General features: G+C 41.6%; 22 protein-coding genes and 1 tRNA gene. 5 read left to right on the top strand and 18 right to left on the bottom strand.

Annotated elements, in window-relative coordinates; genetic code table 11:
* The first annotated feature begins 6 nt into the window (after positions 1–6).
* Genes CSV67_RS06155 through CSV67_RS06145 form a run of 3 tightly spaced genes read left to right on the top strand, consistent with a single transcriptional unit; the run spans position 7 to position 2,682 of the window.
* A complete protein-coding gene (locus CSV67_RS06155; protein ID WP_099630725.1) occupies positions 7–1,143 on the top strand; it encodes a betaine/proline/choline family ABC transporter ATP-binding protein in 1,137 nt (378 codons plus the stop codon).
* Positions 1,136–1,789: an ABC transporter permease gene (locus tag CSV67_RS06150; RefSeq protein ID WP_099630724.1), complete on the top strand. Its 654-nt coding sequence runs from the start codon at positions 1,136–1,138 to the stop codon at positions 1,787–1,789. Before CSV67_RS06155 ends, CSV67_RS06150 begins: the two co-directional genes overlap by 8 nt.
* Entirely contained in the window at positions 1,789–2,682 is an 894-nt protein-coding gene (locus tag CSV67_RS06145; RefSeq protein WP_099630723.1) for a glycine betaine ABC transporter substrate-binding protein, read from the top strand. Before CSV67_RS06150 ends, CSV67_RS06145 begins: the two co-directional genes overlap by 1 nt.
* Positions 2,683–2,853: 171 nt before the next feature.
* On the opposite strand, the gene CSV67_RS06140 is transcribed toward CSV67_RS06145, so the two are convergent.
* From CSV67_RS06140 to CSV67_RS06130, 3 genes are all read right to left on the bottom strand, one after another.
* Positions 2,854–3,948, bottom strand: a complete 1,095-nt coding sequence (locus CSV67_RS06140; RefSeq protein WP_099630722.1) for an S-layer homology domain-containing protein — start codon at positions 3,946–3,948, stop codon at positions 2,854–2,856.
* Between the two features lie 176 nt (positions 3,949–4,124).
* Entirely contained in the window at positions 4,125–5,381 is a 1,257-nt protein-coding gene (locus CSV67_RS06135) for an erythromycin esterase family protein (protein WP_099630721.1), read from the bottom strand.
* A gap of 96 nt (positions 5,382–5,477) precedes the next feature.
* Positions 5,478–5,753: a DUF2564 family protein gene (locus CSV67_RS06130; RefSeq protein ID WP_099630720.1), complete on the bottom strand. Its 276-nt coding sequence runs from the start codon at positions 5,751–5,753 to the stop codon at positions 5,478–5,480.
* 470 nt (positions 5,754–6,223) lie between these two features.
* Between CSV67_RS06130 and CSV67_RS06125 the strand changes: the two genes are divergently transcribed.
* On the top strand, positions 6,224–6,931 hold the full coding sequence (locus CSV67_RS06125; protein ID WP_233192566.1) for a polysaccharide deacetylase family protein: 708 nt from the start codon (positions 6,224–6,226) through the stop codon (positions 6,929–6,931).
* Positions 6,932–6,996: 65 nt separating this feature from the next.
* Here CSV67_RS06125 and CSV67_RS06120 read toward each other — a convergent pair.
* The 7 genes from CSV67_RS06120 to CSV67_RS06085 all read right to left on the bottom strand — a co-directional run bounded on the left by CSV67_RS06120 (position 6,997) and on the right by CSV67_RS06085 (position 14,128).
* A tRNA-Asn gene (locus tag CSV67_RS06120) sits at positions 6,997–7,068 on the bottom strand.
* Between the two features lie 534 nt (positions 7,069–7,602).
* On the bottom strand, positions 7,603–8,658 hold the full coding sequence (locus tag CSV67_RS06110) for an NAD(P)/FAD-dependent oxidoreductase (protein WP_099630717.1): 1,056 nt from the start codon (positions 8,656–8,658) through the stop codon (positions 7,603–7,605).
* 17 nt (positions 8,659–8,675) lie between these two features.
* Entirely contained in the window at positions 8,676–9,461 is a 786-nt protein-coding gene (locus CSV67_RS06105; RefSeq protein ID WP_369803144.1) for an ABC transporter ATP-binding protein, read from the bottom strand.
* Positions 9,462–9,490: 29 nt separating this feature from the next.
* Positions 9,491–10,525 (bottom strand): FecCD family ABC transporter permease, encoded by a 1,035-nt coding sequence (locus CSV67_RS06100; protein WP_099630715.1) that lies wholly within the window; start codon positions 10,523–10,525, stop codon positions 9,491–9,493.
* On the bottom strand, positions 10,518–11,534 hold the full coding sequence (locus tag CSV67_RS06095; protein ID WP_099630714.1) for a FecCD family ABC transporter permease: 1,017 nt from the start codon (positions 11,532–11,534) through the stop codon (positions 10,518–10,520). Before CSV67_RS06095 ends, CSV67_RS06100 begins: the two co-directional genes overlap by 8 nt.
* 67 nt (positions 11,535–11,601) lie before the next feature.
* Positions 11,602–12,603, bottom strand: a complete 1,002-nt coding sequence (locus CSV67_RS06090) for an ABC transporter substrate-binding protein (protein WP_099630713.1) — start codon at positions 12,601–12,603, stop codon at positions 11,602–11,604.
* 364 nt (positions 12,604–12,967) lie between these two features.
* Positions 12,968–14,128, bottom strand: coding sequence for an S-layer homology domain-containing protein (locus tag CSV67_RS06085; protein ID WP_158232892.1), 1,161 nt, complete (start codon positions 14,126–14,128; stop codon positions 12,968–12,970).
* Positions 14,129–14,453: 325 nt separating this feature from the next.
* On the opposite strand from CSV67_RS06085, the gene CSV67_RS06080 reads away from it, so the two are divergent.
* Complete coding sequence (locus tag CSV67_RS06080) at positions 14,454–15,227, top strand: hypothetical protein (RefSeq protein WP_099630711.1); 774 nt, start codon at positions 14,454–14,456, stop codon at positions 15,225–15,227.
* A gap of 74 nt (positions 15,228–15,301) precedes the next feature.
* On the opposite strand, the gene CSV67_RS06075 is transcribed toward CSV67_RS06080, so the two are convergent.
* From CSV67_RS06075 to CSV67_RS06040, 8 genes are all read right to left on the bottom strand, one after another.
* Positions 15,302–16,366 carry a YkvI family membrane protein gene (locus CSV67_RS06075; RefSeq protein ID WP_099630710.1) on the bottom strand — a complete coding sequence of 355 codons (1,065 nt, stop codon included), beginning with the start codon at positions 16,364–16,366 and terminating at the stop codon, positions 15,302–15,304.
* Positions 16,367–16,468: 102 nt separating this feature from the next.
* Positions 16,469–17,578: an o-succinylbenzoate synthase gene (gene menC, locus CSV67_RS06070; protein WP_099630709.1), complete on the bottom strand. Its 1,110-nt coding sequence runs from the start codon at positions 17,576–17,578 to the stop codon at positions 16,469–16,471.
* Positions 17,559–18,416, bottom strand: coding sequence for a GNAT family N-acetyltransferase (locus CSV67_RS06065; RefSeq protein ID WP_099630708.1), 858 nt, complete (start codon positions 18,414–18,416; stop codon positions 17,559–17,561). Before CSV67_RS06065 ends, menC begins: the two co-directional genes overlap by 20 nt.
* 4 nt (positions 18,417–18,420) lie before the next feature.
* Positions 18,421–19,557 carry a M20 peptidase aminoacylase family protein gene (locus CSV67_RS06060; protein WP_099630707.1) on the bottom strand — a complete coding sequence of 379 codons (1,137 nt, stop codon included), beginning with the start codon at positions 19,555–19,557 and terminating at the stop codon, positions 18,421–18,423.
* A 2-nt stretch (positions 19,558–19,559) separates the two neighbouring features.
* A complete protein-coding gene (locus tag CSV67_RS06055) occupies positions 19,560–20,414 on the bottom strand; it encodes a MurR/RpiR family transcriptional regulator (protein ID WP_099630706.1) in 855 nt (284 codons plus the stop codon).
* A gap of 439 nt (positions 20,415–20,853) precedes the next feature.
* Positions 20,854–22,638, bottom strand: coding sequence for a choline/carnitine O-acyltransferase (locus CSV67_RS06050; RefSeq protein ID WP_099630705.1), 1,785 nt, complete (start codon positions 22,636–22,638; stop codon positions 20,854–20,856).
* A 300-nt stretch (positions 22,639–22,938) separates the two neighbouring features.
* The gene (locus CSV67_RS06045; protein ID WP_099630704.1) at positions 22,939–24,972 is read right to left on the bottom strand and encodes a transglycosylase domain-containing protein; all 2,034 of its coding nucleotides are present in this window, start codon (positions 24,970–24,972) and stop codon (positions 22,939–22,941) included.
* Between the two features lie 277 nt (positions 24,973–25,249).
* Positions 25,250–26,770 carry an S-layer homology domain-containing protein gene (locus tag CSV67_RS06040; protein ID WP_099630703.1) on the bottom strand — a complete coding sequence of 507 codons (1,521 nt, stop codon included), beginning with the start codon at positions 26,768–26,770 and terminating at the stop codon, positions 25,250–25,252.
* Positions 26,771–26,789 lie beyond the last annotated feature (19 nt).

Genomic DNA, 26,789 nt, shown 5'->3' with positions numbered 1-26,789 from the left:
GTACTTATGCTGAAGTTTGAAAATGTTTCAAAAATGTACGATGGTGGATTTCAAGCTGTGAAATCTGTCAACTTCGAGATTGCTGAAGGCGAATTACTTGTTCTGATAGGACCTAGTGGATCAGGTAAGTCGACTACAATGAAAATGATTAACCGGATTATTCCACACACAAGTGGAAAAATTTCTATCAACGGCAAAGATATCAAATCTTACAACGCCGCTGAACTCCGCAGAAATATTGGTTATGTCATTCAGCAAATCGGCCTTTTTCCTCACTATACGATTGAAAAAAACATTTCTATTGTACCGCAACTTAAAAACTGGGATGAAAAAGAAATTAAAACACGTGTCCAAGAACTACTTGAATTAGTGGGACTGGATCCGGAAATTTATGCTACACGTTATCCGAAGGAATTATCAGGTGGACAACAACAACGTGTCGGAATTGCGAGAGCGCTTGCAGCAAATCCAGATATTATTTTAATGGATGAACCGTTCAGTGCACTGGATCCCCTTACACGTGAACAGTTGCAAGAAGAATTAATTAAGCTACACAAAAAGTTAAAGAAGACCATTGTCTTTGTTACACACGACATGGATGAAGCGTTAAAAATGGGCGACCGTATTGCCATTATGAAAGATGGGAATTTACTTCAGTTAGACACTCCAGAGAAATTACTACACGAACCCGCACACGGCTTTGTCGAAGAGTTTATGGGTAAGCATCGAATTATCCAAAATCCTGAATTGATGCCTGTTACTGAGATCATGGCAGAGAAGGTTGTCACGACCCGTTCTAGCATTTCTCCAGAACGAGCCATTTCACTTATACGTCAACGAAAAATAACGGATCTTCTCGTCGTAGATGATCATAAGAAGCTACTGGGTATTGTTTCTGCTTATGATTTGATTAAAAATGTGGACGGCATCCAAACCATTGATGAAGTGATGAAACCTGCAGTACCTTATTTAGTGGATACGGCGACGGCAAAAGATGCAATTATTATGATGGACACTTCACCGTTCGGCATGATCCCTATTGTCGATGAACATCATATACTTGTAGGACTCGTCAACCGCGGCTCCTTACTCTCTGCGATGTCTAGTCAATGGACAGATAAGGGGGACGATCTACATGAATAATTTAAATATATGGCAACAACTTGTAGAACAAACCAAATTGCGATGGCCGGAAGTGCTCGAAGCGACATCCGTCCATATTCAACTCGTATTTTTCTCGATGATCCTCGCAGTGCTCATTGCTGTAACGCTCGGAATTCTCATTACACGCGTACCTAAATTGAAAACTGGGGTACTTGGTGCGGCAGGTATTATGCAAACCATCCCTAGTTTAGCTGTACTTGGTTTTATGATTCCCATTTTCGGAATTGGCGTGAAAACCGCAATTGCTGCGTTATTCCTTTACTCGTTACTGCCTATTATGCGAAACACATACACAGGGATTAAAGACGTGGATCCCGCCACAATCGAAGCCGCGAGAGGTATGGGTATGACGAGCAGGCAAATTTTGTTTAAAGTTGAATTGCCTCTTGCAGTCCCTATTATTATGGCCGGCATTCGAACAGCTGCAGTGATTAACGTCGGTAACGCGACTCTCGCTGCATTCATCGGAGCAGGTGGACTCGGCGATTTCATTTTCCTCGGAATTACACGTGGAATAGACGGATTGATTTTACTTGGAGCCATTCCAGCGGCGATCCTTGCAATTGCCCTTGAAACGTTCTTTAGCGCGGTTGAACGTTGGACGACGCCGGAAGGATTGAAATAATGTTGAAAAACAAACTTACACTATTGCTCGTCACGATCTTACTGGCTAGCCTACTTTCAGGCTGTATATTCAATGAAAAAGATTCACTTAGACTCGGTTCTCGAAATAATACGGAAAGTATTATTTTGTCTAATATAATGGGACAGTTAATTGAGGATCGGTTAGGTCTAGATATTCTTTACAAAGAAAACTTGGGCGGCTCGTCTGTCGTCTGGAACGCCATGACAAATGACCATATAGATGTCATCCCTGACTATACGGGGACCATTGTGGTGACATATTATCACGAAGAACCTGGGACAGCCGAAGAAACATTAGCAGCGACCAAACGACTTGTCGCCGGTGACAATATCACCGCACTCGGTACGTTCGGATTCAATAATACGTATACACTGGCACTAGATGAGGCGAAAGCTGAAGAGTTAGGCCTTGTGACGTTTAGTGATTTCGCTAAAGTATCGAAGGACTTTACACTAGGCGCCGTGTTCGAATTTATTGACCGACCAGATGGATTACCTGGTTTCCAAACGGAATATGACATCGCGTTTAAAGATGTCAAAGGAATGGATCACGGCATGATGTATCGTGCGATTGGTGCAAATGAAGTAGATGTCATTAACTCCTACACGACGGATGGACAGCTGGCCATTGCGAATCTACGTGTATTGGAAGATGATAAATCGTATTTCCCTCCCTATCATGCACTGCCGTTAGTACGAGATGAAACGCTCAAAGAATACCCCGAACTTGAAGAAGTACTCGGCCTTCTCGAAGGTAAAATCGATGAAAAAGCCATGCAAGTCATGAATGGAAAAGTCGACAATGACGGCATGATGGTTGAACTCGTCGCTAAGGAATTCTTGGTGGATAGTGGGTTAATTGAAGAAAAGTGAATGGAGACAGCGCACCCTCTTGTGTAGACGAGGGTGCGCTGTTTTTTCATAGGTGGTGCCAGGTACACACACAACTTTAGTTCAATTCAGAATAGTTTCCGAGTTGTGTCGGGACCTGGTACCAGCAAAAGGTCCCGAAACAATCAGGAATTGTTCCGGGACCTCGTATAGTTACTTAGTTTTTTTCACACGTTTCACCAATCCATATAGCTCTTTCCCCGAACTGTCCACACGTTGAATCAGTCCAATATCTTTCGCGTAGTATTCGAACACTGTTTTATTGTCCCATGGCATATAGTTCTCCATTACTAGCACGTCACGGTACTCTATTTTACGAACTGTTTTCACTGCATTCGTTTCTGTAATCCAAATATTCCCGTAGTTGACCGGTCCGATATCGTTTGCACTGTGGATCTGAGTGACAACAAAAGGAGACGGAATATATTGATCGTAGTGGAACCAGTCGTCGTAAGCTTCTGCGTAGGACCAAGAGTTTTGCATATAGCCTAAACGAGGAATCTTTTCATGTTTCGTCTCGTTGTGTATACGCCAATAAGCCATGCCGTTCTCTTCTTTTCTGTCATATTCATAGCGATAGTTGCTAGATCCGTCTGTGTAGTAATACGTATAATTCGGATCCGGCATAATATTCATCACCCTCGTTGTAAGGGCACGCGCAAGAAATGCTGAAAAATGAGAACGTGTAATGAGCTGATTCGGTTTGAATGTCCCGTTAGGATATCCAGTGGCGATATTGTTCGACGACACTCTCAAAATATCTATGTGAAACTCAGAATGGGGAGGGACATCGCTGTACCGTGGACTTTCTTCTCCCTGTTTATGCACCTTCAAATTAAATGCTTTACTCATCAACCTTGCCATAAATGCGCGAGAAATACTGGATTCCGGTTTGAAATTGACCGCATTTGAGAACAGTCCGGCATTATACGCAGCCGCTATTTCATTGTAATAGGGATGAGATTTTGGTACATCCTTATAGTTAGGATCCCGCAAATTCGTCCTCGGCAGATCCAGTGCCTGAACTAGCATTGCGGCAATATGCTTCTTTGCAATCGGTTCATTTGGCTTAAATTTCCCGTCCGGATAACCGCTTATAATGCTGCGGTCTGCCAAGTAATTCACTTCGACATATAGCGACGACGTATTCTTATGCATATCTTTAAAACTTGCAGCTTGTACATTCTGCATCGTCCCTGTTACAGCCATGAGAAAAACCACACACACCACAACCCATTTTTTCAACAATAGAAGGCCTCCGTAAACTCATATTTTTGCACACTATCTATATGTATGAATATCGCGAGGTTCATATGAAAAATACTAAAGGTACCAGGTCCAGACACAACTTCGGTTCAATTCTGAATTGTTTCCGATTTGTGTTAGGACCTGGTACCTTCTTTAAAATACTAAAGGTACCTTCTTTACCAGATTAACGGCCTCAACGCAGTCGAGCGGTCGATATATAGGAAGGCGTCGTAGCGTTCGCTGATGCGGGACGGGACGAAGTTGCCGTGGGCTTCAAACTCGGGATGGTAGACCACACCGATTGCGCGGTGGCCGATCCATTCGTCAAACTGCTTTCGGTTCTCATCATTGAACAACAGCATTTTGTCATGTGCGCCCGCTGCGTGCAGTTGGCCTTCCCATGTATTAAAACGTGCAGGCGGTATGACCATTTCTTCCGGAGTTTCTCCCCAACTGCTTCCTGCAATGACCGTCCCTTCATATGTGCCGAAACCAATCGCGTACGTATTGTCCCTACCATACTGCTTGCGGATCAGCTGGCCAACGTTTGTCAATCCATGGTCTGTCATTGAAGTCGCCGATGCGTCACCGATATGGGTGTTATGTTCCCACACAATAATTTTGGCGTCTTTGCCGTAATAATTTTGTACTTCCTTAATTGCTTCTGCCATGTGGGTATCGCGAATATTCCATGACAGTGCATCATCTTGAAGCATTGCCCGGTAATAGGCTTCTGCATTTTTCGCTACCAGAGCGTTCATTGTCAGGTTCAAGTCTTGCTCATGCGCGCGGGGATAGTGCTCTTCATTCGTTCGGATGGATTCCAGTAGGCTCGTTACTTCTGTTATGCATTGATCAGTGAAGTGGGCAGATGACAAGGCATAGTGTTCGGGCATCCGATTATACGGTTCAAAACAGGAGAATGCTTTTTTGGCAAGTTCTAGATCGGCACCGTAAGATGAATGGCTTTCCAGGAAGTTCATAACTTCATCGATAGAATCGTATAAGCTGTACAGGTCGATACCGTACATGCCGACTGAGGAGTCTGAACCACGTTGCCCGTTTTCATTAGCCAGCCACGTGACAAATGCTTCAATTTCTTCATTCGCCCACATCCATGCCGGCCATCTGCTGAATGAACGCGACAGCAACTCGTTGAGGGATGTCTCATCATTGTATCCTTTGACATAGCTGTTTATTCTCTGTACAGACGGCCAGTCGCCTTCCACAGCAATGGCAGCGAAACCCTTTTCCTGTATGAGACGTTTTGAGAATTCGGCGCGCAATCGATAGAAATCTGAAGTTCCATGCGTCGCTTCACCAATCATCACAATCTGTGCATCTCCTATATCTTTCAGAAGCCGGTCAAATGCAGACGGGTCATCCAGCGAAATCGCCTGCTCTTTAATAGAGGCTACTAATTTTCTGGACATGCACTAACCTCCTTCATGATGATTTAAACATCCACGTATGTTACTTACGCAGATACCTGCCTTTTAAAGTAGTAAGTTGACTTAGGTCCATGAAGATTACTCGCCATTTTTCATTTGGGTTTCATTCAATTGCTGCTTGATCAAATCCAACTGCCCCTTATGTTGCTGAATCGTATCTAACTCACTGTTAAATTGCTTTGCATTCCTAAACGCGTTTTCAGCGCGCTCGATTGCATTAAACGCATGCTCGATTGCCATCTCTTCTGGATGAGACATCGCTTGTTTCACTGCACGGTCTGCTTTCTCTACCGAATTACCAAAAAACGTGCCCGGATGATCCTTTTTCCAACTCGGGCCAGAATCCTTTGCCATATCCTTCGCCTCCCACAAGTAAAATAAATGATAACGAGCTTAGTATTGCAATTTATAGCGGAAGTATACGGATAGTAATAAGTACCAGGTCCGCACAAAACTTTAGTCCAATTCAGAATTGTTTCTGAATTGTTTAGGGACCTGGTACCGATGCATACATATTCAAGTACAGGAAACACTACTGACTAGAAAAGAGGTGATATAAACTGAAACGGATCTGGCTTATTTCTTTCATTGCTTGTATAGGAATACTTTACCTAGTTCTTTTCACTAATCATTGGGGAGCAGATACGAATCTAGTAAGCACTGCCTCCGCATCTAAAACTAGCAAAGACAGACTGACGACAGAATTAGAATCATTCAGCGAGGCGCATCATATCCCCGCGGTTGATGCAAAGATCGACAGAGTTTGGAAAGCCATCCCCGGCTACAATGGACTGGAAGTGGATCTGGAAGCCAGTTACAGAAAAATGAAAGCGACTGGCAAATTGGATGAATCAAAAGTCGTTTACAAAGAAACTTCCCCCTCTGTTCATTTGAAAGATCTAGGCCCCCACCCCATTTTCAAAGGAAATCCGGATAAACCGATGGTGTCTTTTTTAATTAATGTTGCCTGGGGTAATGAATATATTCCTGAAATTTTGGATGTACTGAAGAAGCATAAAATCCAAGCCTCCTTCTTTTTCGACGGCAGCTGGGTAAGTAAAAATCCCGATTTAGCTAAATTGATTTATAAGGAGGGGCATGAAATTGGAAACCACGCATACAGCCATCCCGATTTACAGCAGAAATCAGAAGCTGAAACAATGGAAGAGTTAAAAAAGACAAATGATGTCATCATAAAAACACTTGGGATTACATCGCCCAAATGGTTCGGTCCGCCAAGCGGCAGTTTTAATCAGCAAACGGTGGAAACCGCAAGCCGGCTAGGAATGCATACGGTTTTATGGACGGTAGATACAGTCGACTGGAAAAAGCCGGCGACTAATGAAATGGTGAACAGGGTAGTATCTCAAGTGGAGAACGGCTCGATGGTTTTAATGCACCCGACTAAACCTGTAGCTGAAGGAATGGAAGATATGATTAAACAAATCACGAAGAAAGGTTTTCGTCTGGGTACCGTCAGTGAACTGATGAGTGAAAAACGTGTGAACGGAACAGCATGGGATGATGAATGAAGTGCCTGCGCAAAACAAAAAACTCTCCTAACCGCACATAGCCGGTCGGGAGAGTTTTTTATGTACTCCAAAGGCAGGAATCGAACCTGCGACCGATCGGTTAACAGCCGATTGCTCTACCGCTGAACTATTTTGGAAAGAGAGTTCATTTGCGCTATTTAGTATGGACAGGAATCTGACATATATACATAGTTCGTTCATTAAAGGACCAGGTCCCTGCACGAGAGACATTCATGAAAGTTTAAACATTCACGTTTGTTTCTCACACAGGTACCTCACTAAAAATCTTACCAAAGAATTGTTATATACAGTCAAAGAAATAGAAAATGTCTCGAAGAATCGGTCATATGATTCTTCGTGGCATTTTCATTTATAAGAAACAATGTGTTATTTGACGCTTACAATGGAAGATATAGCTTCACCTCTATTTGTGATTCCGAATAATTTCTCTTCTTTTTATAAGACCAACTACCATTTTATCAACTTGAATACTACTCCCATTTTCCCCTTTAAGGTTTCGGGTCCAAATTCCACTTGCTGTGATAATGAATAGTCTATAATTAATTACTTTTATATCATCAGGTACATCATTACTATTCGGCATGGTGATTTCGTTCTAGCCAACTAACGAGCATTTCTTAAAACAATTCTATTCATTTCTCATACGACATTTACTTACTGTACTGCATACTCTTAAGTAATTCCCTGTTCCTCTCCTTAAACATATCATTATGAGTAGAAACAACACCGCGGTTGCTGGCATCAGGTGCGATATACAATTTCGCCCGATTGACCGCAGTTGCCGCATCTGTAAAGGCTCCTGCAATGAGACGCAATTTTCCATCGTGTTCCAAAATATCACCTGCTGCAAATAAACCTTCCACAGAGGTTTCTCCCATCGAATTACCTGCTACTGTAATATCAGAGGCCATTCTAATTGGAATCGTACTGTTTTCAATTAATTCTCTTTCTCTTTCAAATCCATGATTAATAATCACTTCATCTACATCTACATATATCTTTTCTTCTTGATCTTCATCACGTAAAACGACTTGCCGTATCGTTTCATGGTCAGAAGAAGCAACTAACTTTTCAATCGTTGTATTTAATATGCATTGTACCGTGCTATTTTGCAATTTAGATACTTCTGCTTCATGTCCTTTTAATTGATCTTTGCGATAAGTCAAGTATACTTTATCGGCAATTGACTCCAATTCATTAGCCCAATCAATCGCTGAATTTCCACCACCTGAAATCAATACTCGTTTTCCTTTAAATTGTGCTAATGACTTCACCGTGTAATGTAGATTAGTCACCTCAAAACGTTCTGCTCCATCAATTTCTAAACGTGTGGGTTTCAATATTCCACCACCAATCGCCAATATGATGACTTTAGAATAATGTTCTTCGCCGATTTGTGTATGGACAGTAAAAATACCGTCCCCCCCTTTTGAAATGGAAGTTACTTTTGTATTGAGTACAATCTCCGGTTGAAATGTTTTTGCCTGTCCCACGAGATGTTCAACTAATTGATGAGCGGGAGAAGGGACAATACCTCCTACATCCCAAACCATTTTTTCAGGATAGACATTTAATTTGCCTCCAAGAAATGAATGATACTCGATTAATTTAACCTTCATTTCACGACAACCGCAATAAAATGTAGAGAAAAGCCCAGCGGGTCCACCACCGATCACGGTCACATCAAAAATCTCATTAGAATTCATTTGAAAAACTCCTTTCCTTATATTTTTCTACCTTTGCCATACGGTATACATAAAGGTGTGCCAAATAATGGATCTTTGTCAATTTCGCAACTCAATGAAAATACGTCCTTGACCATTTGAGGTGTAATAACATCTTCCGGCTTGCCTTGTGCATAAATGTTTTTATCACAAATCGCTACAATATGATGGGCGTAACGACATGCCAAGTTTAGATCATGAAGGACCATCACAACCGTTCTATTTTCTATTTCATTTAACTCAAAAAGAAGATCTAAAATTTCGATTTGATGGGCTAAATCTAAATACGTCGTAGGCTCATCTAATAAAATTATGTCCGTTTTTTGAGCAAGTGTCATAGCAATCCAAGCACGCTGTCTTTGACCACCTGACAAGGAATCTACTGTCCTTTGTGCAAAGTCCTTCATGTTCGTTAATTCCAACACCCGATCTACTATCACTTCATCTTCATTAGACCATTGTTTTAACCAACTCTGATGGGGATATCTTCCTTGCTTTACTAGTTGCAATACCGTCAGACCTTCTGGTGCAAGAGGGGTCTGAGGAAGAATGGCCAGTTTTTTTGCGACTTCTTTAGTAGAGTATCTGCTCAATTGCTCTCCGTCTAAAACAATCCCGCCAGCTTGTGGTTTGATAAGACGTGCTAGGGATCGTAATAATGTAGATTTTCCACAGCCATTTGCCCCAACAAAAACCGTGATTTCTCCCTCAGGTATCGTCAACTGTAATTCCTCAATAATTTTTGTATCATTATAACCTAATGTTAAGGAATTCGCTTCTAACATAATTATTTTCTCTACTCCTTTCTATCGCATTAACTATTTCGATTTCTAAACAATAGATATATGAAAAATGGTGCCCCGATTGCCGCCGTAAATACCCCTGCTGGAATATCCAATGGCAAAAATGCAGTTCTAGCTACTAGATCAGCTAATACTACAATCATTCCACCAATCAATGCGGATACAGGGATTAACGCAGCAAACGAACGTCCGATCAGCATCCTGCCAATGTGTGGAGCGATTAATCCGACAAATTCTATACCGCCCGCAAATGCAGCAGCAGAACCCGCTAGCGCTACACTGATAAGTAAGAGTGTAAAGCGTCTGGATTGAACTTTTACCCCAAGACCGACTGCAATGTCATCCCCTAATTCTTTTGCACTGACAGAACGCGCTAGAATTCCTGTTAACGGAATAAATATGAGTATAAAAGGAAGCATCGAATATACATGGTCCCAATTAGAACCATATAAGCTTCCGGTTAACCAAAGATATGCTTTTGTTGTGACTGCTGTATCACTTAAGACAATCATCATCATGACAATTGCTTTCATCGCTGCTGCCACCCCAATGCCAATTAATACGAGACGAATGGGTGTGACGCCATTATTCCATGCCAATAGATAAATGGCAGATGCAACAAGTAACGCACCTAAAATTGCCGCCAATGGCATAAAAGTCGCGCTTATTGTTCCTAAGAAAACTACGATAAAAACAATTGCTCCGGCTGAAGCACCTGCCGTTATGCCGATGATGTCAGGTGATGCCAATGGATTTCTAATAATCGCCTGTAAAATAGCCCCCGCAACGCCTAATGCTGCACCTACCATAAAGGCAAGCAATACTCTAGGAAGTCTTAATTGGTTGAGTATAAAATCAGGCTCTACCACACCGATAAGATCCTTTACTATGGTCCAGGGGCTGATGAAACTACTCCCTATGGAAAGGCTTATGATAAGAATCGCTATAGATAAAAAGCTTAATATAATAATTGTGCCAATTGTTTGCGTATGGACTTGAAATGAAAAACTTTCTGATTTGTTTTTAAGCGTCATATGCTTACCCATTCTTCACCAACCCTTTCCGAGCAATGTAGATGAAAAATGGTGTTCCGATAAATGCAGTCATAACCCCAATGGGCATTTCCTGTGGAGCAATGATAAATCTTCCAGCCACATCCGCTAGAAGAAGCAAACTTGCGCCTATTAACGCACTCAAAATAATGATCCAACGATAATCAGGCCCTACAATTCCTTTCACTAAGTGAGGAACAATCAAGCCAATAAATCCAATAGAACCAGCTACTGCGACAGAACTTCCTGCTAATACGATTACAACAGCACCGATCATTACTTTCAGCAACACTGTTCGTTGGCCTAAGCTTTTAGCAACATCCTCACCCGACAGCAAAATGGTAACCGGTTTACCGAGGAATAACGCAATGAGTAAAGCGACCAGCATATATGGTAAAACGGGCATTATCATATCTAGACTTCTACCAGAAACGGAACCAGCCAACCAAAACAATATGCTTTGTATTCTCTGTTCATCAATAACGAGCAATCCTTGCGTAAATGAAATGAAAAGAGCAGAGATAGCAGCGCCAGCCAAAATAATTTTAATGGGAGACAATCCATCTTTCCCCAATGAACCGAGGAAGTAAACAGAAATACCTGCAATAGCTGCTCCTAAAAAAGCAATCCACATATACGACTGTAAGGAATCGACGGAAAAGAAGGTGGCTGAGAGAACGATAAAAAATAACGCACCTGCATTAACACCAAGAATATCCGGTGCGGCCAGTGGATTTCTAGTCATCGCCTGCATAAGTGCACCAGCAACAGCTAAATTGGCTCCTATAAAGGTTGCAATAATCGCCCTAGTCAATCTGGAGGTTGTAACAATAATGTGATCTGTATTCGTTGCATCAAAATGAATGAGTGCTTCTACAGTGGTGCGTAAAGGAATTGAATTTTGCCCTAATGAGATACTTAACATAAATGACAAACTGACAATTATAATAGAAACAATCAAAACAACTAGTTTAAAAGGTGTATGAGATGATAATTTTCTCATATAATACCTACTTTCTTTACTCTGATAAAGAGAGAAAGGGATGGGAGTTTCCCCACCCCTTTCTTTTTTATTTTTCTAATCCAAATCGATCATACATATCATCCAACATAAGATTTGCTGACTTGACTCCACCACCAAGATTCCAAACAATTTCATCGACCTCATACACATGGCCTGCTTTAACAGCGTCAAGATTCTTCCATAATGGATGACTTGTCCACTCTTCATAATTCTTTACTACCGCTGGATCATTTTTATCCATGAAGATATAAAACACATCCGCATTCATTTCCGTAATACTTTCTTTATCTGTTAATTTGATAATGTCTTGACCTTCATCTTTCATGTTTTTTGGTCCTTTAAATCCAAGTTCAGCTAAAATGGATCCTGCAAAACCTGTATAATAAATCCGCGAATGATCGGCTCTGAAATTTAATACAGAAACATGTTCCGGCGCCTTATCACCCAGTTTCTCCTTTAGTTTTTCTTTAAAATCAAGTACTCGATGATCCCAATCTTCTATAACTTCTTTTGCTTTATCTTCTTCATTTAACGCTCGCCCCATTAGATCCACTGTTTCTTTAAAAGCAAATACTGTTTCATGCGCTACAGTAGGCGCAATTGCTGAAAGTTGCTCATATACTTCTTCGTGACGAATTTTGGAAGCGATGATTAAGTCCGGTTTCAACTTCGAGATTTCCTCTAAGTTTGGCTGCGTTTCTTGTCCTACTATTTGTATACCATCTAAATCATCTTTCAAATATTGATACACAGGTTGTTCTGCCCATGACTCAACGATACCTACAGGCTTCACGCCAAGTGCAACTGCCGCATCATTCGCTCCTTGATAAAGTGTCACAATCCGCTTTGGCATTCCTTTAATTTCCGTAGTTCCCATCGCATGTGTGATGGTCCTGCTTTCTTCAGTAGCTGTTCCTGATGATTCCTTATCTCCCTTAACGGGTTTGGGTTCCGTATTAGAGTTCCCACACCCTGCTACCAATACAACTAGTGATAATAATGCTACAAATAAAAACAGTACTTTCTTGCTAACCCAATTTGAAACCAAATCTAACCACTTCTTTCTTTATGTATTAAGCTCTTCACCGATAATGAAAATCATTATCATTTAGAAACTGTATTTTACATTATAGCTTCCCTTTCTTTATATTGCTAGTCTTTTTTAGATTTTTTAGCAATATTATTTAAAATTCAATATAGAAAAAGAGCATCCAACTGGATACTCTACAAAATAATTTCAGAACCTACTACCCAATTACTTAACTTTCAAATAAAAGTACCTATGCTTGAAACCAACATGAATGTTTAAACAATCATGTTGGTTTCAAGCACAGGTACCATTTTTCAAAACGTAGCATCAGACAGTATCTCTACATAATTAAGATTTCTTATAGACCTGGCACTCAATACATTTACTTAAAATTTTTAGCTGGTCCTATTTCCTGGGTATATGCATCATATAAAAAGCTGTCTTCACTTTCATGAGCCCACACACTGTATCGCACTTCTTCTCCATTTTCAAAGAGGACCGTCGCGATATACTCTCCCGGCTGTTCGATCATAATATAGGTGAAATTGTATTGATTTCTTACAATCATTACGTCATCAGAGATTTTCTCTCCGTCTTTCCTGGCGAGGGCTACATTTTTTACGGGCTTATATTTCGTATTGAGCGCTACCTCTGCCGGGAGGGAATCATCCGTCTTTTCTAACGTCAAACGTAGTTCGCTGCCCTCTTTTTTCACATGAACATAATACTTTTGATACTTCATATTAAATTCTGCGTCTCTTCCCCAAATGACAACTCCTCCTGTTCCTTCTTTGACGGGAAATAATTGAACTTGGCTTAGCGTGTCGTTTTTCCCTTTCACTTGTACTGCACGAAATACGCTCGGATTCACTTGATCATCGATAACCGCTTCGATCGTACCCCATCCAAAGTCGCCCGCTTTTACTGTCACAGCATTCCTCATCATTACCTGCTCCGCCGCCACAAGCATTTTTGAAGCTTGCCCTCTCGTAATCGACGCGTTCGGGCTGAATGTTGTAAGAGAGGTACCTGAAGTAATGCCGAGTTTGTAAATAACGAGTACGTCATTTGTAATGCCGACTTCTCCTTTAAATGGGTTTTTCACATTCACATCACAAGGTAAATCGAATGCTTTCACAAGAATCGCAGCCATATTTTTACGCTTAATCGGCTCATCCGGTTTATAACTACCGTCTGGATACCCACCAATAATTCCTTCTTCCGCCATTTTCGTAATCGCTTTATAAAAACCATAAGATGTTGATACATCTTTAAACTTTTTGCCATTTACATTCGATGTATCCAGACCGATCATCTTCGCGATAATCGCTGCAGCTTGTCCTCGCGTAATCGAATTCCCCGGTTTGAACGTATCGTCAGGATAACCTCCTATGATGTTACGTGCAGCCAACTCATTCACCGCATCCGCAAAATGCTTGGACGGCGGCACATCAGAAAACACTTGCTTATTGGCTGCAGCCGCTGACACCGGTAAACTGCAAGCTAGTAACAATGCAGCAACTACTGCAAATAACTTCTTCATTTCTTCCATCCTCTCTATACAGCCCCATTTTCTAAGCAGCGTTTAGACGGAGAATTACTAAAATAGTTTCAACATAAAAGGGGAAGTTTTATTAAATGTACCTATCAAACTTTCATGATGGTTTTAACATTCACGTTGCTTTCTCACACAGGTACCTTATCGATCTATATCTTCCACCGGTCACACTGTGCATACTTCTAAATGTTTTTTGTCTTCACTATGAATGTATATCAAATAGAATCATATGTAGCGCTGCTATTACTGATATACTTATAGTAACGATTGTTAAGGTTATACTACTTATTCGTACAAGTGAGGGATGATAGTGAGAAAAGCTTGGAAGTTAGCAGACTTTAGTAAATTGAGTGGTATGGAGATTCCACTATATATCTTGATGTTTTTTGCCATTCCAATAAGCTTGACCTTTCATAGCAAATTACCGATTTTATTTATTTTCTATATAGTATTTGCGATAGCCTTGTTTTTAACCATATGGTATCGCAAACATAAAAAGAAAAGTACTTATCCAAAATATTACGGGATATCACTCTCGTTCTTTCTAACAGCCTCCATTGCCGCTTTTTATTCTTTACTTACTCCGAATGTAAACGCAGCTGGATACGGCTATGTGATAGGTTTCTTTGCTTATCTGTCTGCGGTATATATTTTACTAATATACCTTTCAAACTTCCTATACTTCCTTGTACTTAAGCGAGTGTTTCCTTCAGAAAAAGCACACAGTGAAGATGAAGTCGAGGAATTGAGCTTGAAAGAACTCTCAAAAACTATGGACTTGGATAGACAAAAACAGTATTTGAATATCACCATTGTGAACAGCTTATTATCTGTCATCCTCATAGCATATTTCACTTTATTGGGTATGAAGAAGTGGATGTCCAAAGCAGAGTTTGAAGAATCAAAGGCCTTAAAAAGTTTATATACTTGGCTAGAAAACCAAGATTCCATCACCTTATTTAATGGAGTCAGTTTATTATCAGTAGTTATCACGATCTATGCACTAACATTTTCTGCTCAAATTAAAATTTTTGATGAAGCTAAGAAAGAGTATACGAAGGAATCAAAACAGGACGGCACGTAAAGGTACCAGGTCCTCACACAACTCCAGTCCAATTCAGAATTGTTTACGATTTGTGTGGGGACCTGGTACTTTCTTTAACCTTCAACTAGATATAATACTCTTTTCTTCTTAAACCACGCGAAAATAATCGCACCAATCAATACGAATCCAAGATAACCCATTACCGGATAAACAGTGCCCACGAGTGTTACGAAACCGATGAAGCTTGCGGCATACGCTACTAAACCAAATAGGATAATGCTCCCTTTAAAGCGCGCTGTGTCAGGTTTGACAAAGCGTACGGTGAATGCGTACAACATGCCTACTGCAGTATTATAAATCATTCCCAATAAAATAATGGACATGAGTGCACCAACTACCGGGCTTATATTATTCGCCAAGAACAGCATCGGCATCGGTACCGCGGCGATTTCTTTCAACTGTGTCAACATCGATATATTGATGAGAAGAAGGAGAAGACCCAGACCCAGACCTCCGATAATTCCACCCCACGCGGCAACTTTTTCGTCCTTGACTGTTCCTCCCATGACTGTAAGCATCGCAACACCAGCCGCGATATTATAGGAAACATACAAGAGTCCACCTACTAGCCAATGTGGGGCCCCTTGGTTTGTACCGGTAACCGCCGCTTGAATTTCAGCGGCCGAGAAATCATAGTTGATAACTGAATACACCGTGATTACCATAACGAGCAAGAGTAAAAATGGTGTGAATGCCCCAATGAGCGTGATGACTCTTTGAACACTTAACGTCACTGTCGCGATGGTTAAAATAGCCATTATAATACTTCCGATATATCCGGGAATATGTAATTGCTGTTCGAATATTGCACCGGCACCTGAAAACATGACGACGGTGACACCGAATAGGAAAAATGTGATAACGAAATCCACAACAATACCTAAATAACGTCCACAAATATGGTAAATGACATTCTGATGGGACGTGGTTTGCAAACGGCTACCTAATTGGGTTAAATTCATGCCGATGAATGCAAATAATACTGCTGCGACAAGAGTTCCAACTATGCCTATTGTGCCAAAACTAGTGAAAAACTGCAGAATTTCTTGTCCAGATGCAAATCCTGCGCCGACGATCACACCGATGAAAGCTGCACCGATTTGAAAACTCTTTTTCATCCCTCTTCCTCGCCTTCTAGTATAAGTTTTTAGGTTCTATGTAAATTAATTTTTCAGATTATAGAAAGCCTAGTGGGTGAACATGGTCGCCCACTTGACTCATTATGCATTATAATTCATTTCTTTCACCGTGAATTTATTCATTGCTTCAAGATTCGGTTCATATCCAATGCCATATGAAGTGGGTACTGTAATATACCCATTTTCCACAACGACTTCTGGTGTAATGATATCTTCCTCCCAATAGCGGGATGATCCTGCTGTGTCACCTGGCAGAATGAAATTGGGCAGTGTCGTAAGCGCTACGTTATGTGCGCGTCCAATTCCTGACTCAAGCATGCCTCCACACCAAACGGGAATACCGTGTCCCATGCAGTAATCATGGATTTTCTTCGCTTCAGTCAATCCCCCGACACGACCAATTTTAATATTGATGATTTTACAGCTCCCAAGCTCCAACGCTTTTCGTGTATCTTCAAGAGAGTGGATACTCTCATCCAAACAAATGGGAGTTTGGATTTCTTTTTGCAAAGTGGCATGGTCGATGATATCGTCCGAAGCAAGCGGTTGCTCGATCATCGTTAAATTAAATTCATCCAACTGTTTAAGCAGTTCCACATCTTCAAGTGTATAGGCCGAGTTGGCATCCGCCATTAGCGGTACGTTAGGGAAGTTTGTGCGAAGTTCACGTATCACGTCAACGTCATATCCTGGTTTGATCTTTACTTTGATACGTTTATAGCCTTCCTCAACAAAACCGCGGACTGTCTCTACTAATTTAGCTATATCTTCATGAATCCCAATACTAATTCCGACCTCTATTTTCTCCATTTCTCCACCTAACGCCTGTGCTAATGTCATTTTGTTACGCTTTGCATAAAGATCCCAAACCGCTCCCTCTACAGTGGATTTCGCCATATTATTTTTACGAATTGCTTTGAAAAGTGAACTCACTTCATCTGGGTGATTGATTTCCCTCCCAATCACTAAAGGGATTAAAAAGTCCTCCAACATATGTAGATTAGTTTCGATTGTTTCTTCACTGTACCAAGGTGAATGGAATGCGACTGACTCCCCCCATCCCGTGTTTCCATACTCATCTATCGCTTCAAGCAATAAAAAATCTTTCTCTTGAAACGTACCAAAGCTTGTAGTGAAAGGGTTTTTCATCATCATTTTCATTTTTCGGATATTAATCTCTTTTATAATCATTCGAATTCTCCTCATGTTTTATATGTAGTGGAATCATTGTTCTTTTTATGAATTGATAGTAATGAACGTCCGTGTCGGATTTCTTCAACCCTACTAGCGCATAACCTGCGCCAAATAGTGATTGAAAGACAGCTCGGATTTTCATTCGCCAATCCAATGCAAGTTCAGGCTCATCCTTTTTAATGAATTGAATGTTTTTCGGTATCGGTACTTCCATGCCCTCGCTACTTGAAGAGATTTCCTCTAGATTTACTTCCATCATCGGATTGCCTTTTTCAGATTGTCCGACATCAAACGGTCGGTCGTAGTTGGCTAGTTGGGGTGTCCACCCATCTTCCACCCGTTCACTAGAAATCCACCACTCGACCTGAAGCCGGTCTGATGGTAATCCTTTATTCAAACCATCTTCCATTTCGCCATAGCAATTTTCCAGATATGTAGTGCTGATACCGTGCAGCTTCGTCAGGTTTAAATAGGCATTACGGCTTTCCAACGGATCAAATGTCCACGTCATTAAGTCATAGCCGATTTCTTTGGCCAGTTTACGCTGCTCATCCTTTAGCATCTTGCCAATCCCTAATAATTGATAATTCGGATGGACGCCAAGCATATGCGAACATAAATACGTTTTCCCATTTGCAAACCCCGGAAAACTATATGAAAATCCAACAATCTCCTGTTGATCGAAAGCACCAATCACTAACCCACCATTTTTTGACGCCGTATAGGTTTGATGTGTTGGAACAGTATTCTCTCCCCAAATTTGTTTTTCAAGTCCTTGAACCATTCGCATGTCTTCGTTCGATTCTAATTTGCGAATCGATAAATTAGTCTTCATAAACTCACGTCCTTTGTTCTAGCTGCTCAAATGTGCGGTTCACTGCTCGGGCGAGTATTTCGATTCCCGTCAGTATACTGTCATGATTGAACGTCATATTCGGATGATGAAGTCCCGGCGATAGATCACACCCAAGTCCAAGCATCGTCGCTTTGATGGCCGGTCGTTTCAGTGTGTAATAATGAAAATCTTCTCCACCCGGCGTGACTATAGAAGGCACGAGAGACTGCTCTCCCACTGTTTCCTTAATTGCTTGTGCCATTATTTCTACTGCGGTTTCATCCACCTGTGCAGCGGCTATTTCTGATTTGATTTCAAAATCGATCTGCACTTCAAACATCTCAGCAACAGTAGAAATCTTTTGTTCCACTTGACTCATTAGCTTCTCCATGACCTCATTTGTTTGGGCTCGAATGTCTAAGCTGAACACCGCGTTACCGGGAATAATGTTTGCCGATTCCCCACCCGCTTGAAACATCGTCATTTTTGCGGAATGCGGAACCATTGGATTGACGTGAATAGCATGGATTGCCTGAACGGGTTGCGCCATTACTTCAATCGCATTTTGACCAAGATGTGGCCTCGCACCATGTGTATCCGTTCCTGTAATCGATCCCGTTACCATTTTTGCAGAACCGTGCAAAATAGCGGGCGTCGAATAGCCATCCCCGAGTTCTTGAATAGGACGAAGATGCACACCATACAAATAATCTACATCGTCCACAACGCCTTTTTCCACAAATGATAATGCACCGGTTCCTTTTTCCTCGGCAGGTTGGAAAATCACTTTTAAACGACCCACTTTTGGAATCCCAAGTCTCTTCAGAACGAGTAACGTCCCAACCGCCATCGTCATATGTGCGTCATGTCCACATGAATGATTGGCTTGATACACCCCGTCGACTTCTTGCCATAATGCATCAATGTCCGAACGAAGCGCAACGCAATGCTTGCCAGTACCGACCGTCACAACTAGCCCCGTCGAATCCTCAAATGTCGTCACTTGGAACCCTTCATTCTCTAGTAACTGCTGTAAATACTTCGTCGTCTCTACTTCCTGCCAACTGATTTCGGGATGTTCATGCAAATGAGTAAACACCTCTTCAATCAATGGTTGCACTTCTTTCAACGCTGCTTCCATCTTCAATCCACCCCTTCCACGAATAAAAAATCACTCGCTATTGATTGATAGGAATTTTGCCTTTTCTCAAAACTGTCTTTTTCCTTCACCGATAAACCAGCCACAATCGCATTCATGAATGAAAACAAAGAAGCAGTTGCGTCGAGTGTCGACTTATTTGGTGAATAAATTGGAAATAATATATGACTATATGTATGGATCGGAGCTAGTGTCGAATCTGTAATCCCAATAATAAATGCATCCTGTTCATGCGCCAATCGTGCAATTTGAATCGTTTCTTTTAAATAACGATGAAACGAGATGACAATCACTACGGAGTTGCAATTCATTTGACTCAACGTTTGAATGACATCTTCCGTTTCGGGCCGCAACAACTGCACGTTACTTCTCACTAAACCGATTGTATAGGAAAGCCAATTAGCCGCTGTATAGGACGATCGAAGGCCAAGTACATAGACAGTTTCGGCGTTCGAAAGGCGTTCAATCGCCTCTTCATAGTCAGCCTCCTGAATCTGTTTCATCGTCTCCGTAATGGTTACACGATCCTTCTCCATAACTTGCTCGAAGAAATGCGGTTTTTGTTCGAGCACAAGCTTAGATTGCTGATAGGTCGTCAAGCTGCTTTGTTGAAACAACAATTTCTCTCGAATTTCCTTTTGTAATTCTGCATAACCGGAAAATCCCAAACTATGACTGAAGCGGATAACCGTCGTTTCACTGACATCAATCTTTGCCCCGATTTCTTGCGCTGAAGACATCGCAACGATTTTTGGGTAATCGATAACATACTGCCCTACTTTCTTTTGGCTTTTCGATAGAGTATTGTAGCGTTCTTGGATAAGCTCTTTAAGTTTCAATCACTTTCTCTCCTTTTGAAGCCGAGACATCTTTAATATCGCAAATGAAGTTTATACTTCATTTTTATCATTTACTAACTTACCATATGTATTGACAGAATACAATGCATAATCTGAATTATGAGCAGGAGCTATTTGATGATGTTACGCATGGCCACACGCCCAATCTGTTCGGTGATATGTACACGAATTTTGCGGCAGCAATAAACAATCGGCACGATTATAAATAGCCCCCTACGAATGCGTAGAGGGCATGTTGTAAAGCTTATTCATTACTTACCGATTTGGGCGTTTAAGTAATCCATTATCGTTCGGGACTAACAGGAGCGTGATTTTCAGTTTTCCACCAACTGACTCCATACCTCTTACTAGGTTTGCGCTTACGTTAAATACTTCTAGATTGCGCTCTACCATCTGTTAACAAGTAGTCTTGAATTATTTAAAGACTACGATTCGCAATCTGTCTTAATTCTAAAAATGCATCTATCAAATGATTGGTTAACTTCTGCGCATGATCTGCTTCATCAGCACTGGAGGAGATATTAATAGAAATCGTTTGATCTAATAAAATATAAGCGAGTCCAAAACCGCCTTCAACGACTGGGCCGAATATCCGATACTTTACATTGTCATAAGCCATACCACTTGTCGAAATAAAATCATGACGCAGTGTCAAATAGCCAGGATCGCTAAAGAGTGCTGGTGTATCCGTCATACCGATGTCTACCCCGTGTAACTTATACATTTGCTCCAGACCGTACATATGTCTTTCAACACCGAATCCTTTACGGCACGTTATGATTCGATTTGTATGAGCCGCGCTCGCCTTTTGCATTAAGGCATACAACACTTCATTACTCTCTGCACCGTTTTCTAGCGCTTTCACCAAGTTCAGCTTCTCCATACTGGTCGCTCTCGCACATTCTGTTCTTCCCTCATAAAATGCACGGACTGAAACAGGTTCATACACACTTCTACATACGCCAAACGTTCTGTACTGTGCAATTTGTAAGGCCATATGAAAAAAAGCGTCCGGACTAATATTCATTTTTTTGATTTCATCTGAACCAAAGCCGTTGAAGGTTCTCGTTTTAATAAAAAACTCTTTTTTAACATTCGCATGATCTTTTTCGAATCTCATTAACGACTTCTCAATCTCCGCAGATAATTCCCATTGCTGTTTTTCCATTCGAGTGGGTTCAGTCGTATAGATGGTTTCAGGCTCTTCACTTTCCAGGCCTTCATTTACATAGCTTATGACGGCAAATATCGTCGTACCATCAACCGAAGAATGCTCGATGCTATAACCCAATTCACCTTTTTTAGTGAGGATGACTTGGATGGTTTTATCAAAGAATTTGTTCGTTCCATTTAACATTAAGTTCTCAATCGCTTCTTCGGAATTACTACTTTCTTCATCCATAGAAATGACAATTAGCGAATCCGCTATCGTTTGTAGAGTATCCGCATTCACTTTAGATACGGTGAGTTGATCATATATCTTCGCAGCTTCGTCTCTTTTCGCAGTTGTAAAAATTCCTACGTTAGCGCCTTCACTTTGCTCTTCTTGAAAGGCTCTTTCAATAGCATTTGCGATTTCACTGCTTTGATAAATTTCACCTTCACTATTGGTTACGTTCACTTTATAAACATTTCTTTTATATAAAATCATGACATAGTTATTTCTTTTCTCGAATGCCGCTAGTCTAAATTCATCTCTTTCTACTCTCGGAATACGAATGGACTTAAAAAATTTCTTATATTGACTCATATCTTGGGGCACACCATTTTGTATGACGGGCGCCACCTCGCCATCAATTATTAAATGATATAATTCCGTGACTAAACGGCTAACCCTTCCGGTAAGTTCCGCACGCGTATATCGATTTTCATGCTTTTTATTATCTAATAAAATATTGAAATGCATGCCCGTTGGCAAAGGGTCGCGGAAATTTAAATACATATCATCCCATAAAGGCTTTAGCCAACTACCTTCCATTTTGGCATCCCATTCGCATAATTTTTTTTGAAGTTTTTCTGCATCTCCATCCATTTTGAAGAAATGGTTAACTACCTTCGTAGTTTCTTTAAATTGTTCATCGTTTACAAGAGGTTCAACCCATTCAAGAAGTTTCTCCTTTGTACTCGTTACTGGCGGTATGGGTAAAGATGGTAATTTATTTTCGTAAGCAAATGTCTTTTTTATAATAATTAGTCCCTTCATGATTCATTTCCAAGCGATTATCATTTTTCACGCTAAAAAGAAGATCGGATTTCCAATCTTCTTTTTAAGCCATTTATTTGTTGTGGTTTTTGCATTCAATAAAATCATTAGATCGAAATCAAATTTCAATCGCGATATGTATGGATAATAAGTGTAACCAGTTGGTTTGGCAACTTCAAATAGTATACCATTTTTCTGTTCACGGTGAAACCTTGAACAAAGCTTCACAAAAGGTACCAGGTCCACACACAACTCTAGTTCAATTCAGAATTGTTTCTAAATTGTGTGGGGACCTGGTACCTACTCAACCCGAAACCAGCTCCGTCCCCACTTTTCAATCTCCTCCCAAAACTCTTTTTTCTTCTCTTTCTTTTCTCTTTCTTCCTTTGTCATTTTCTTCTGCTTCTTCAGCTCTTTTATTTCTTCATCAATTAACGACAAATCAAATTTCTTCGCAGTCAATTCGCTGGATGATTTTGAAACAACCTGCGCAAAAATGGGCGGTGCGGTAACGCTACTCGTGGAGGTTAAATAATGGTCGGCGTCTGTTTGATCATATCCGAGCCAGACCGCACCGACAATATCCGGTGTATAGCCAACGAACCAATGATCTTTTGAACCGTCCACTCCTTCAAACGGGAGCTGTGTGGTGCCCGTCTTCCCCGCCACGTCCATATCGGAAATTTGTGCTTTTTTCGCAGTACCTTCCGCAACAGCCCCTTGCAGCATATAGGTCATTTGCTGGGCAACTTCCGCATCTGTCACCTGCACAGACTCTCCCCGCCACTTCCCGAGCACTTTTCCTTCCGAATCTTTAATTTCTGTGATCGCATGAGCTTCCTCCATCACACCATCATTCGCAAACGCAGAAAACGCTTGTGCCATCCGCAAAGGAGAAGTGCCTTTGACCAGTCCTCCCAAGGCTAATCCAAGTGCACGGTCATTTTTTTCTAATGGAATTCCAAACCGTTCAACAGCACGAACTCCATTTTTGATGCCGATCTGATCTAACAGCCAAACGGGAGGGATGTTATACGATTGTGCGAGTGCATCGTACATGGTCACGTTCCCTCTATATTTCTGATCAAAGTTTTTCGGAGAATACCCATCCATATCGATAGGTTCATCCACAAGCAAATCCGACATATGGTACCCTTGCTCAAGTGCCGGAGTATAGACGGCAAGCGGCTTTAACGCAGATCCAGGTTGCCGGATGAGGTCAGTCGCATTATTGAAGCTTCCATGCGTATATTCTCCTCTACCACCGACTAACGCCAGGATCCCGCCTGTTTTAGGGTTCAAGAAAACAGAGGCACTCTGCAAAAGTTGATCCGGAGTGCTCTTCGGAAAATATCTATCATCCCCATACACTTCTTCCAGCGCATTCTGGACCGTCGGATTGATTTCTGTCGTAATATGCAAACCGCCGGATAGCACTTCATTTCTCGTTAAATCGTACATATTGACCGCCTCGTCCACTACACGGTCGATATAATAGGGATATTTCGCTTTATAATCTGGCACTGTCGAATCAGCCAGTTCTATTTTCTGTCCTATCGCTTCATCGTATTCTTGCTGACTACTATACTGTTCACGTAGCATCAACGACAACACCACATTGCGCCGTTTCACCGACTTTTCCATATTTTTTGTTGGCGCTAAATGCGACGGTGCTTTAATGATGCCTGCGATTGTCGCAGATTCGCTTAACGTCAATTCGCTGACATCCTTACCGAAATAGGTCTGCGCCGCACGTTGAACACCCCACGCCCCGTCGCCGAAATAGATTTGGTTAAGATAACGTTCCATGATCTCCTCTTTCGAATACACTCGTTCAATCTTCTTTGCGAGGATCAGTTCTTTAAATTTACGCGAGTACGTACGCTCCTGCGTCAAAAACGCATTTTTAGCAAGTTGCTGCGTAATCGTACTGCCCCCTGCCACGATTTTGCCTTTGAACGCGTTCTCGAGTAAGGCGCGTCCCATTCTTAAATAATTAATGCCGTGATGCTTGTAGAATCGTTGATCTTCCACGGAAATGACAGCTTCGATCAGCGTATTCGGAATCTGGTCGATCGATACACCTTCAATATTCGAATTCGAAACCTTACTGATGATTTCTCCGTTCGGATCGTAAATAACCGTCGATCTGGGTGCGGGTCCTTCAAGTTTACTTACATCGCTGAATGTGATGAAGACATTCAGTACAAGTAGTGTGCAAAGAACGGCAAGCAGTACACTGATGGATACGAAACGAATGATCTTCTTCTTCAGGCTAATTTTCTTTATTGGCGTTTTTTTACGCTGTTGTTCTTTATATTCGGATCTTTTCATATAGGATTCACCTGCTTTATTGCTGAGGATTTTTATTGGTAGTATACAGCATAGTATAGACGATGGAGGTGTTTGAAGGTTGCGGATTTTGTCTTTTGGGGGATTTTGGTAGGAGTGTGCGTAAAAAAGATAGTGCTCAGAAGTTGGTCTTCTTGATAATATCTTAATAAAAATACCTGTGCACGAAACTTTCATGATTGTTTACACATTCACGGTTGTTTCGAACACAGGTACCTTCACTTAAAATCAGTAATATCCATTGCACCGATCGTGCCCGTTACATATCGGGATTTATGTCAAAAATAGAGCGTACAGACACATTCACTATGCCATACATTTCTTTTACATGGATCGTTCTCCCTCTATCCATGCCTGACGTCGCGTCACCCGGCTGGCCAATCATCCAATAGACGTCATTTTCAAATTCCATATCAATTGTGCCTACGCTTTTCGCTGTAATATGGAATATGCCCGTACCCGGCTCCCGCTCAACCCTTGCAATAGCTTCAGCGTTTTCAGTGAGTATCGTGTGCTTCCCTATATTATTCGCGGCTTTTTTGTCATAGGTATAATATCCATCGTACGACGACGCTACATCATAAGTAAGCGAAGGCTGTTCTTGCAACACCTCAGTGTCATAATAAAATGACCCATCTTTCGGTATCTTTGCCTCAATTGCGAACCGTACATCTTTTCCATTCGCAAAACGCACAGTCGCAATGTAGTCACCTGGCTTGTCGATCACAATATACTTGCGAGTAGGGTATTGGTACGTCCCGAATGTAGCATCACCGGACACCAATGCACCGCCCACTGTATAAATGCTGACACTAGTAATCTTTTCTGCTGTAGGCATGTCGAAGATCGCGGCAGTCGGCAAATAATCATTCGTTTTCTCAAGCGTCAGCCGCAATTCTCCATTCACTTTTTTCACTTGTACGTAATACTTTATAATTTCTTGCTGCGAGCCTTTCCATCCGTGTAAAGCGAGAGTGCCCTTTCCTTCATTCAGCGGAATCAATTGAACCCGCCCGTCTGTTGATGGGTCTTTTCCATACGTGTAGATTGCTTGAAACAACTCATTTTTATTACCAAGATCTTGATAGATGCCGCCCGATTCTGAACGAACACTTATCCTATCGAACCCTAGTTCATCCGCCCGCACCGTAACCATCGCCGGCTTCGATTTCTCGGTTTTCGTCAATAATACAGCTGCTTGACTGCGCGTAATCTGCGCATTGATGCTGAATCTATCAGGAGACGTACCTGAAGTAATTCCAAGACGGTACAGGATGAGTACATTCGTACCATGCGATTGATATTCCACTACATCCTTGAACGGATTTTTCGTCTCATAGAAATAATATCGCGGCAAATCGAATGCTTTCACGATAATCGAAGCAAACTGCCCCCGTTTCACCGGATCATTTGGACCGTAACGGCCGTCTTGATAGCCACCAATCACATTCGCTTCAGCCAGCGCTGCAATCGCAGGGTAATGGCCATTTTTCGTTGAGACATCTGTAAACTCAGGATTTTTGACGTTCGCCGTATCCAATTTTAGCATCTTCGCAATAATGGAAGCGGCCTGTCCTCTCGTAATCGGATTCCCCGGCTTGAACGTACCATCCGGATAACCGCCAATAATATCGCGTGCCGCCAAGTCGTTCACCGCTTTCGCGTATGGCTGCTTCGACGAGACATCCTTGAACGGCTGACTGCTTGCCGCTCCCGCCGATAAAGGCAGACCACAAGCCAACACGATTGCACTCAGTAACGCCATCATCATCTTTTTCATTTCACATCTTCCTTCCCCT

It is taken from the genome of Sporosarcina sp. P2, from assembly GCF_002743255.1.
GTDB lineage: Bacteria > Bacillota > Bacilli > Bacillales_A > Planococcaceae > Sporosarcina.
Note: the sequence above shows the minus strand (reverse complement) of the source record. Positions and strands in the feature narration are given on the sequence as shown.

Coding starts and splice junctions, on each gene's coding strand:
- CSV67_RS06050 (WP_099630705.1), bottom strand. CDS start 22,638: ATGAAGGGACTAATTATTATAAAAAAGACATTTGCTTACGAAAATAAA.
- CSV67_RS06045 (WP_099630704.1), bottom strand. CDS start 24,972: ATGAAAAGATCCGAATATAAAGAACAACAGCGTAAAAAAACGCCAATA.
- CSV67_RS06075 (WP_099630710.1), bottom strand. CDS start 16,366: ATGAAAAAGAGTTTTCAAATCGGTGCAGCTTTCATCGGTGTGATCGTC.
- CSV67_RS06065 (WP_099630708.1), bottom strand. CDS start 18,416: ATGAAGACTAATTTATCGATTCGCAAATTAGAATCGAACGAAGACATG.
- CSV67_RS06135 (WP_099630721.1), bottom strand. CDS start 5,381: ATGTCCAGAAAATTAGTAGCCTCTATTAAAGAGCAGGCGATTTCGCTG.
- CSV67_RS06060 (WP_099630707.1), bottom strand. CDS start 19,557: ATGGAAGCAGCGTTGAAAGAAGTGCAACCATTGATTGAAGAGGTGTTT.
- CSV67_RS06125 (WP_233192566.1), top strand. CDS start 6,224: ATGAAAGCGACTGGCAAATTGGATGAATCAAAAGTCGTTTACAAAGAA.
- CSV67_RS06145 (WP_099630723.1), top strand. CDS start 1,789: ATGTTGAAAAACAAACTTACACTATTGCTCGTCACGATCTTACTGGCT.
- CSV67_RS06110 (WP_099630717.1), bottom strand. CDS start 8,658: ATGAATTCTAATGAGATTTTTGATGTGACCGTGATCGGTGGTGGACCC.
- CSV67_RS06130 (WP_099630720.1), bottom strand. CDS start 5,753: ATGGCAAAGGATTCTGGCCCGAGTTGGAAAAAGGATCATCCGGGCACG.
- CSV67_RS06100 (WP_099630715.1), bottom strand. CDS start 10,525: ATGGGTAAGCATATGACGCTTAAAAACAAATCAGAAAGTTTTTCATTT.
- CSV67_RS06095 (WP_099630714.1), bottom strand. CDS start 11,534: ATGAGAAAATTATCATCTCATACACCTTTTAAACTAGTTGTTTTGATT.
- CSV67_RS06155 (WP_099630725.1), top strand. CDS start 7: ATGCTGAAGTTTGAAAATGTTTCAAAAATGTACGATGGTGGATTTCAA.
- menC (WP_099630709.1), bottom strand. CDS start 17,578: ATGATTATAAAAGAGATTAATATCCGAAAAATGAAAATGATGATGAAA.
- CSV67_RS06040 (WP_099630703.1), bottom strand. CDS start 26,770: ATGAAAAAGATGATGATGGCGTTACTGAGTGCAATCGTGTTGGCTTGT.
- CSV67_RS06105 (WP_369803144.1), bottom strand. CDS start 9,461: ATGTTAGAAGCGAATTCCTTAACATTAGGTTATAATGATACAAAAATT.
- CSV67_RS06150 (WP_099630724.1), top strand. CDS start 1,136: ATGAATAATTTAAATATATGGCAACAACTTGTAGAACAAACCAAATTG.
- CSV67_RS06085 (WP_158232892.1), bottom strand. CDS start 14,128: ATGAAGAAGTTATTTGCAGTAGTTGCTGCATTGTTACTAGCTTGCAGT.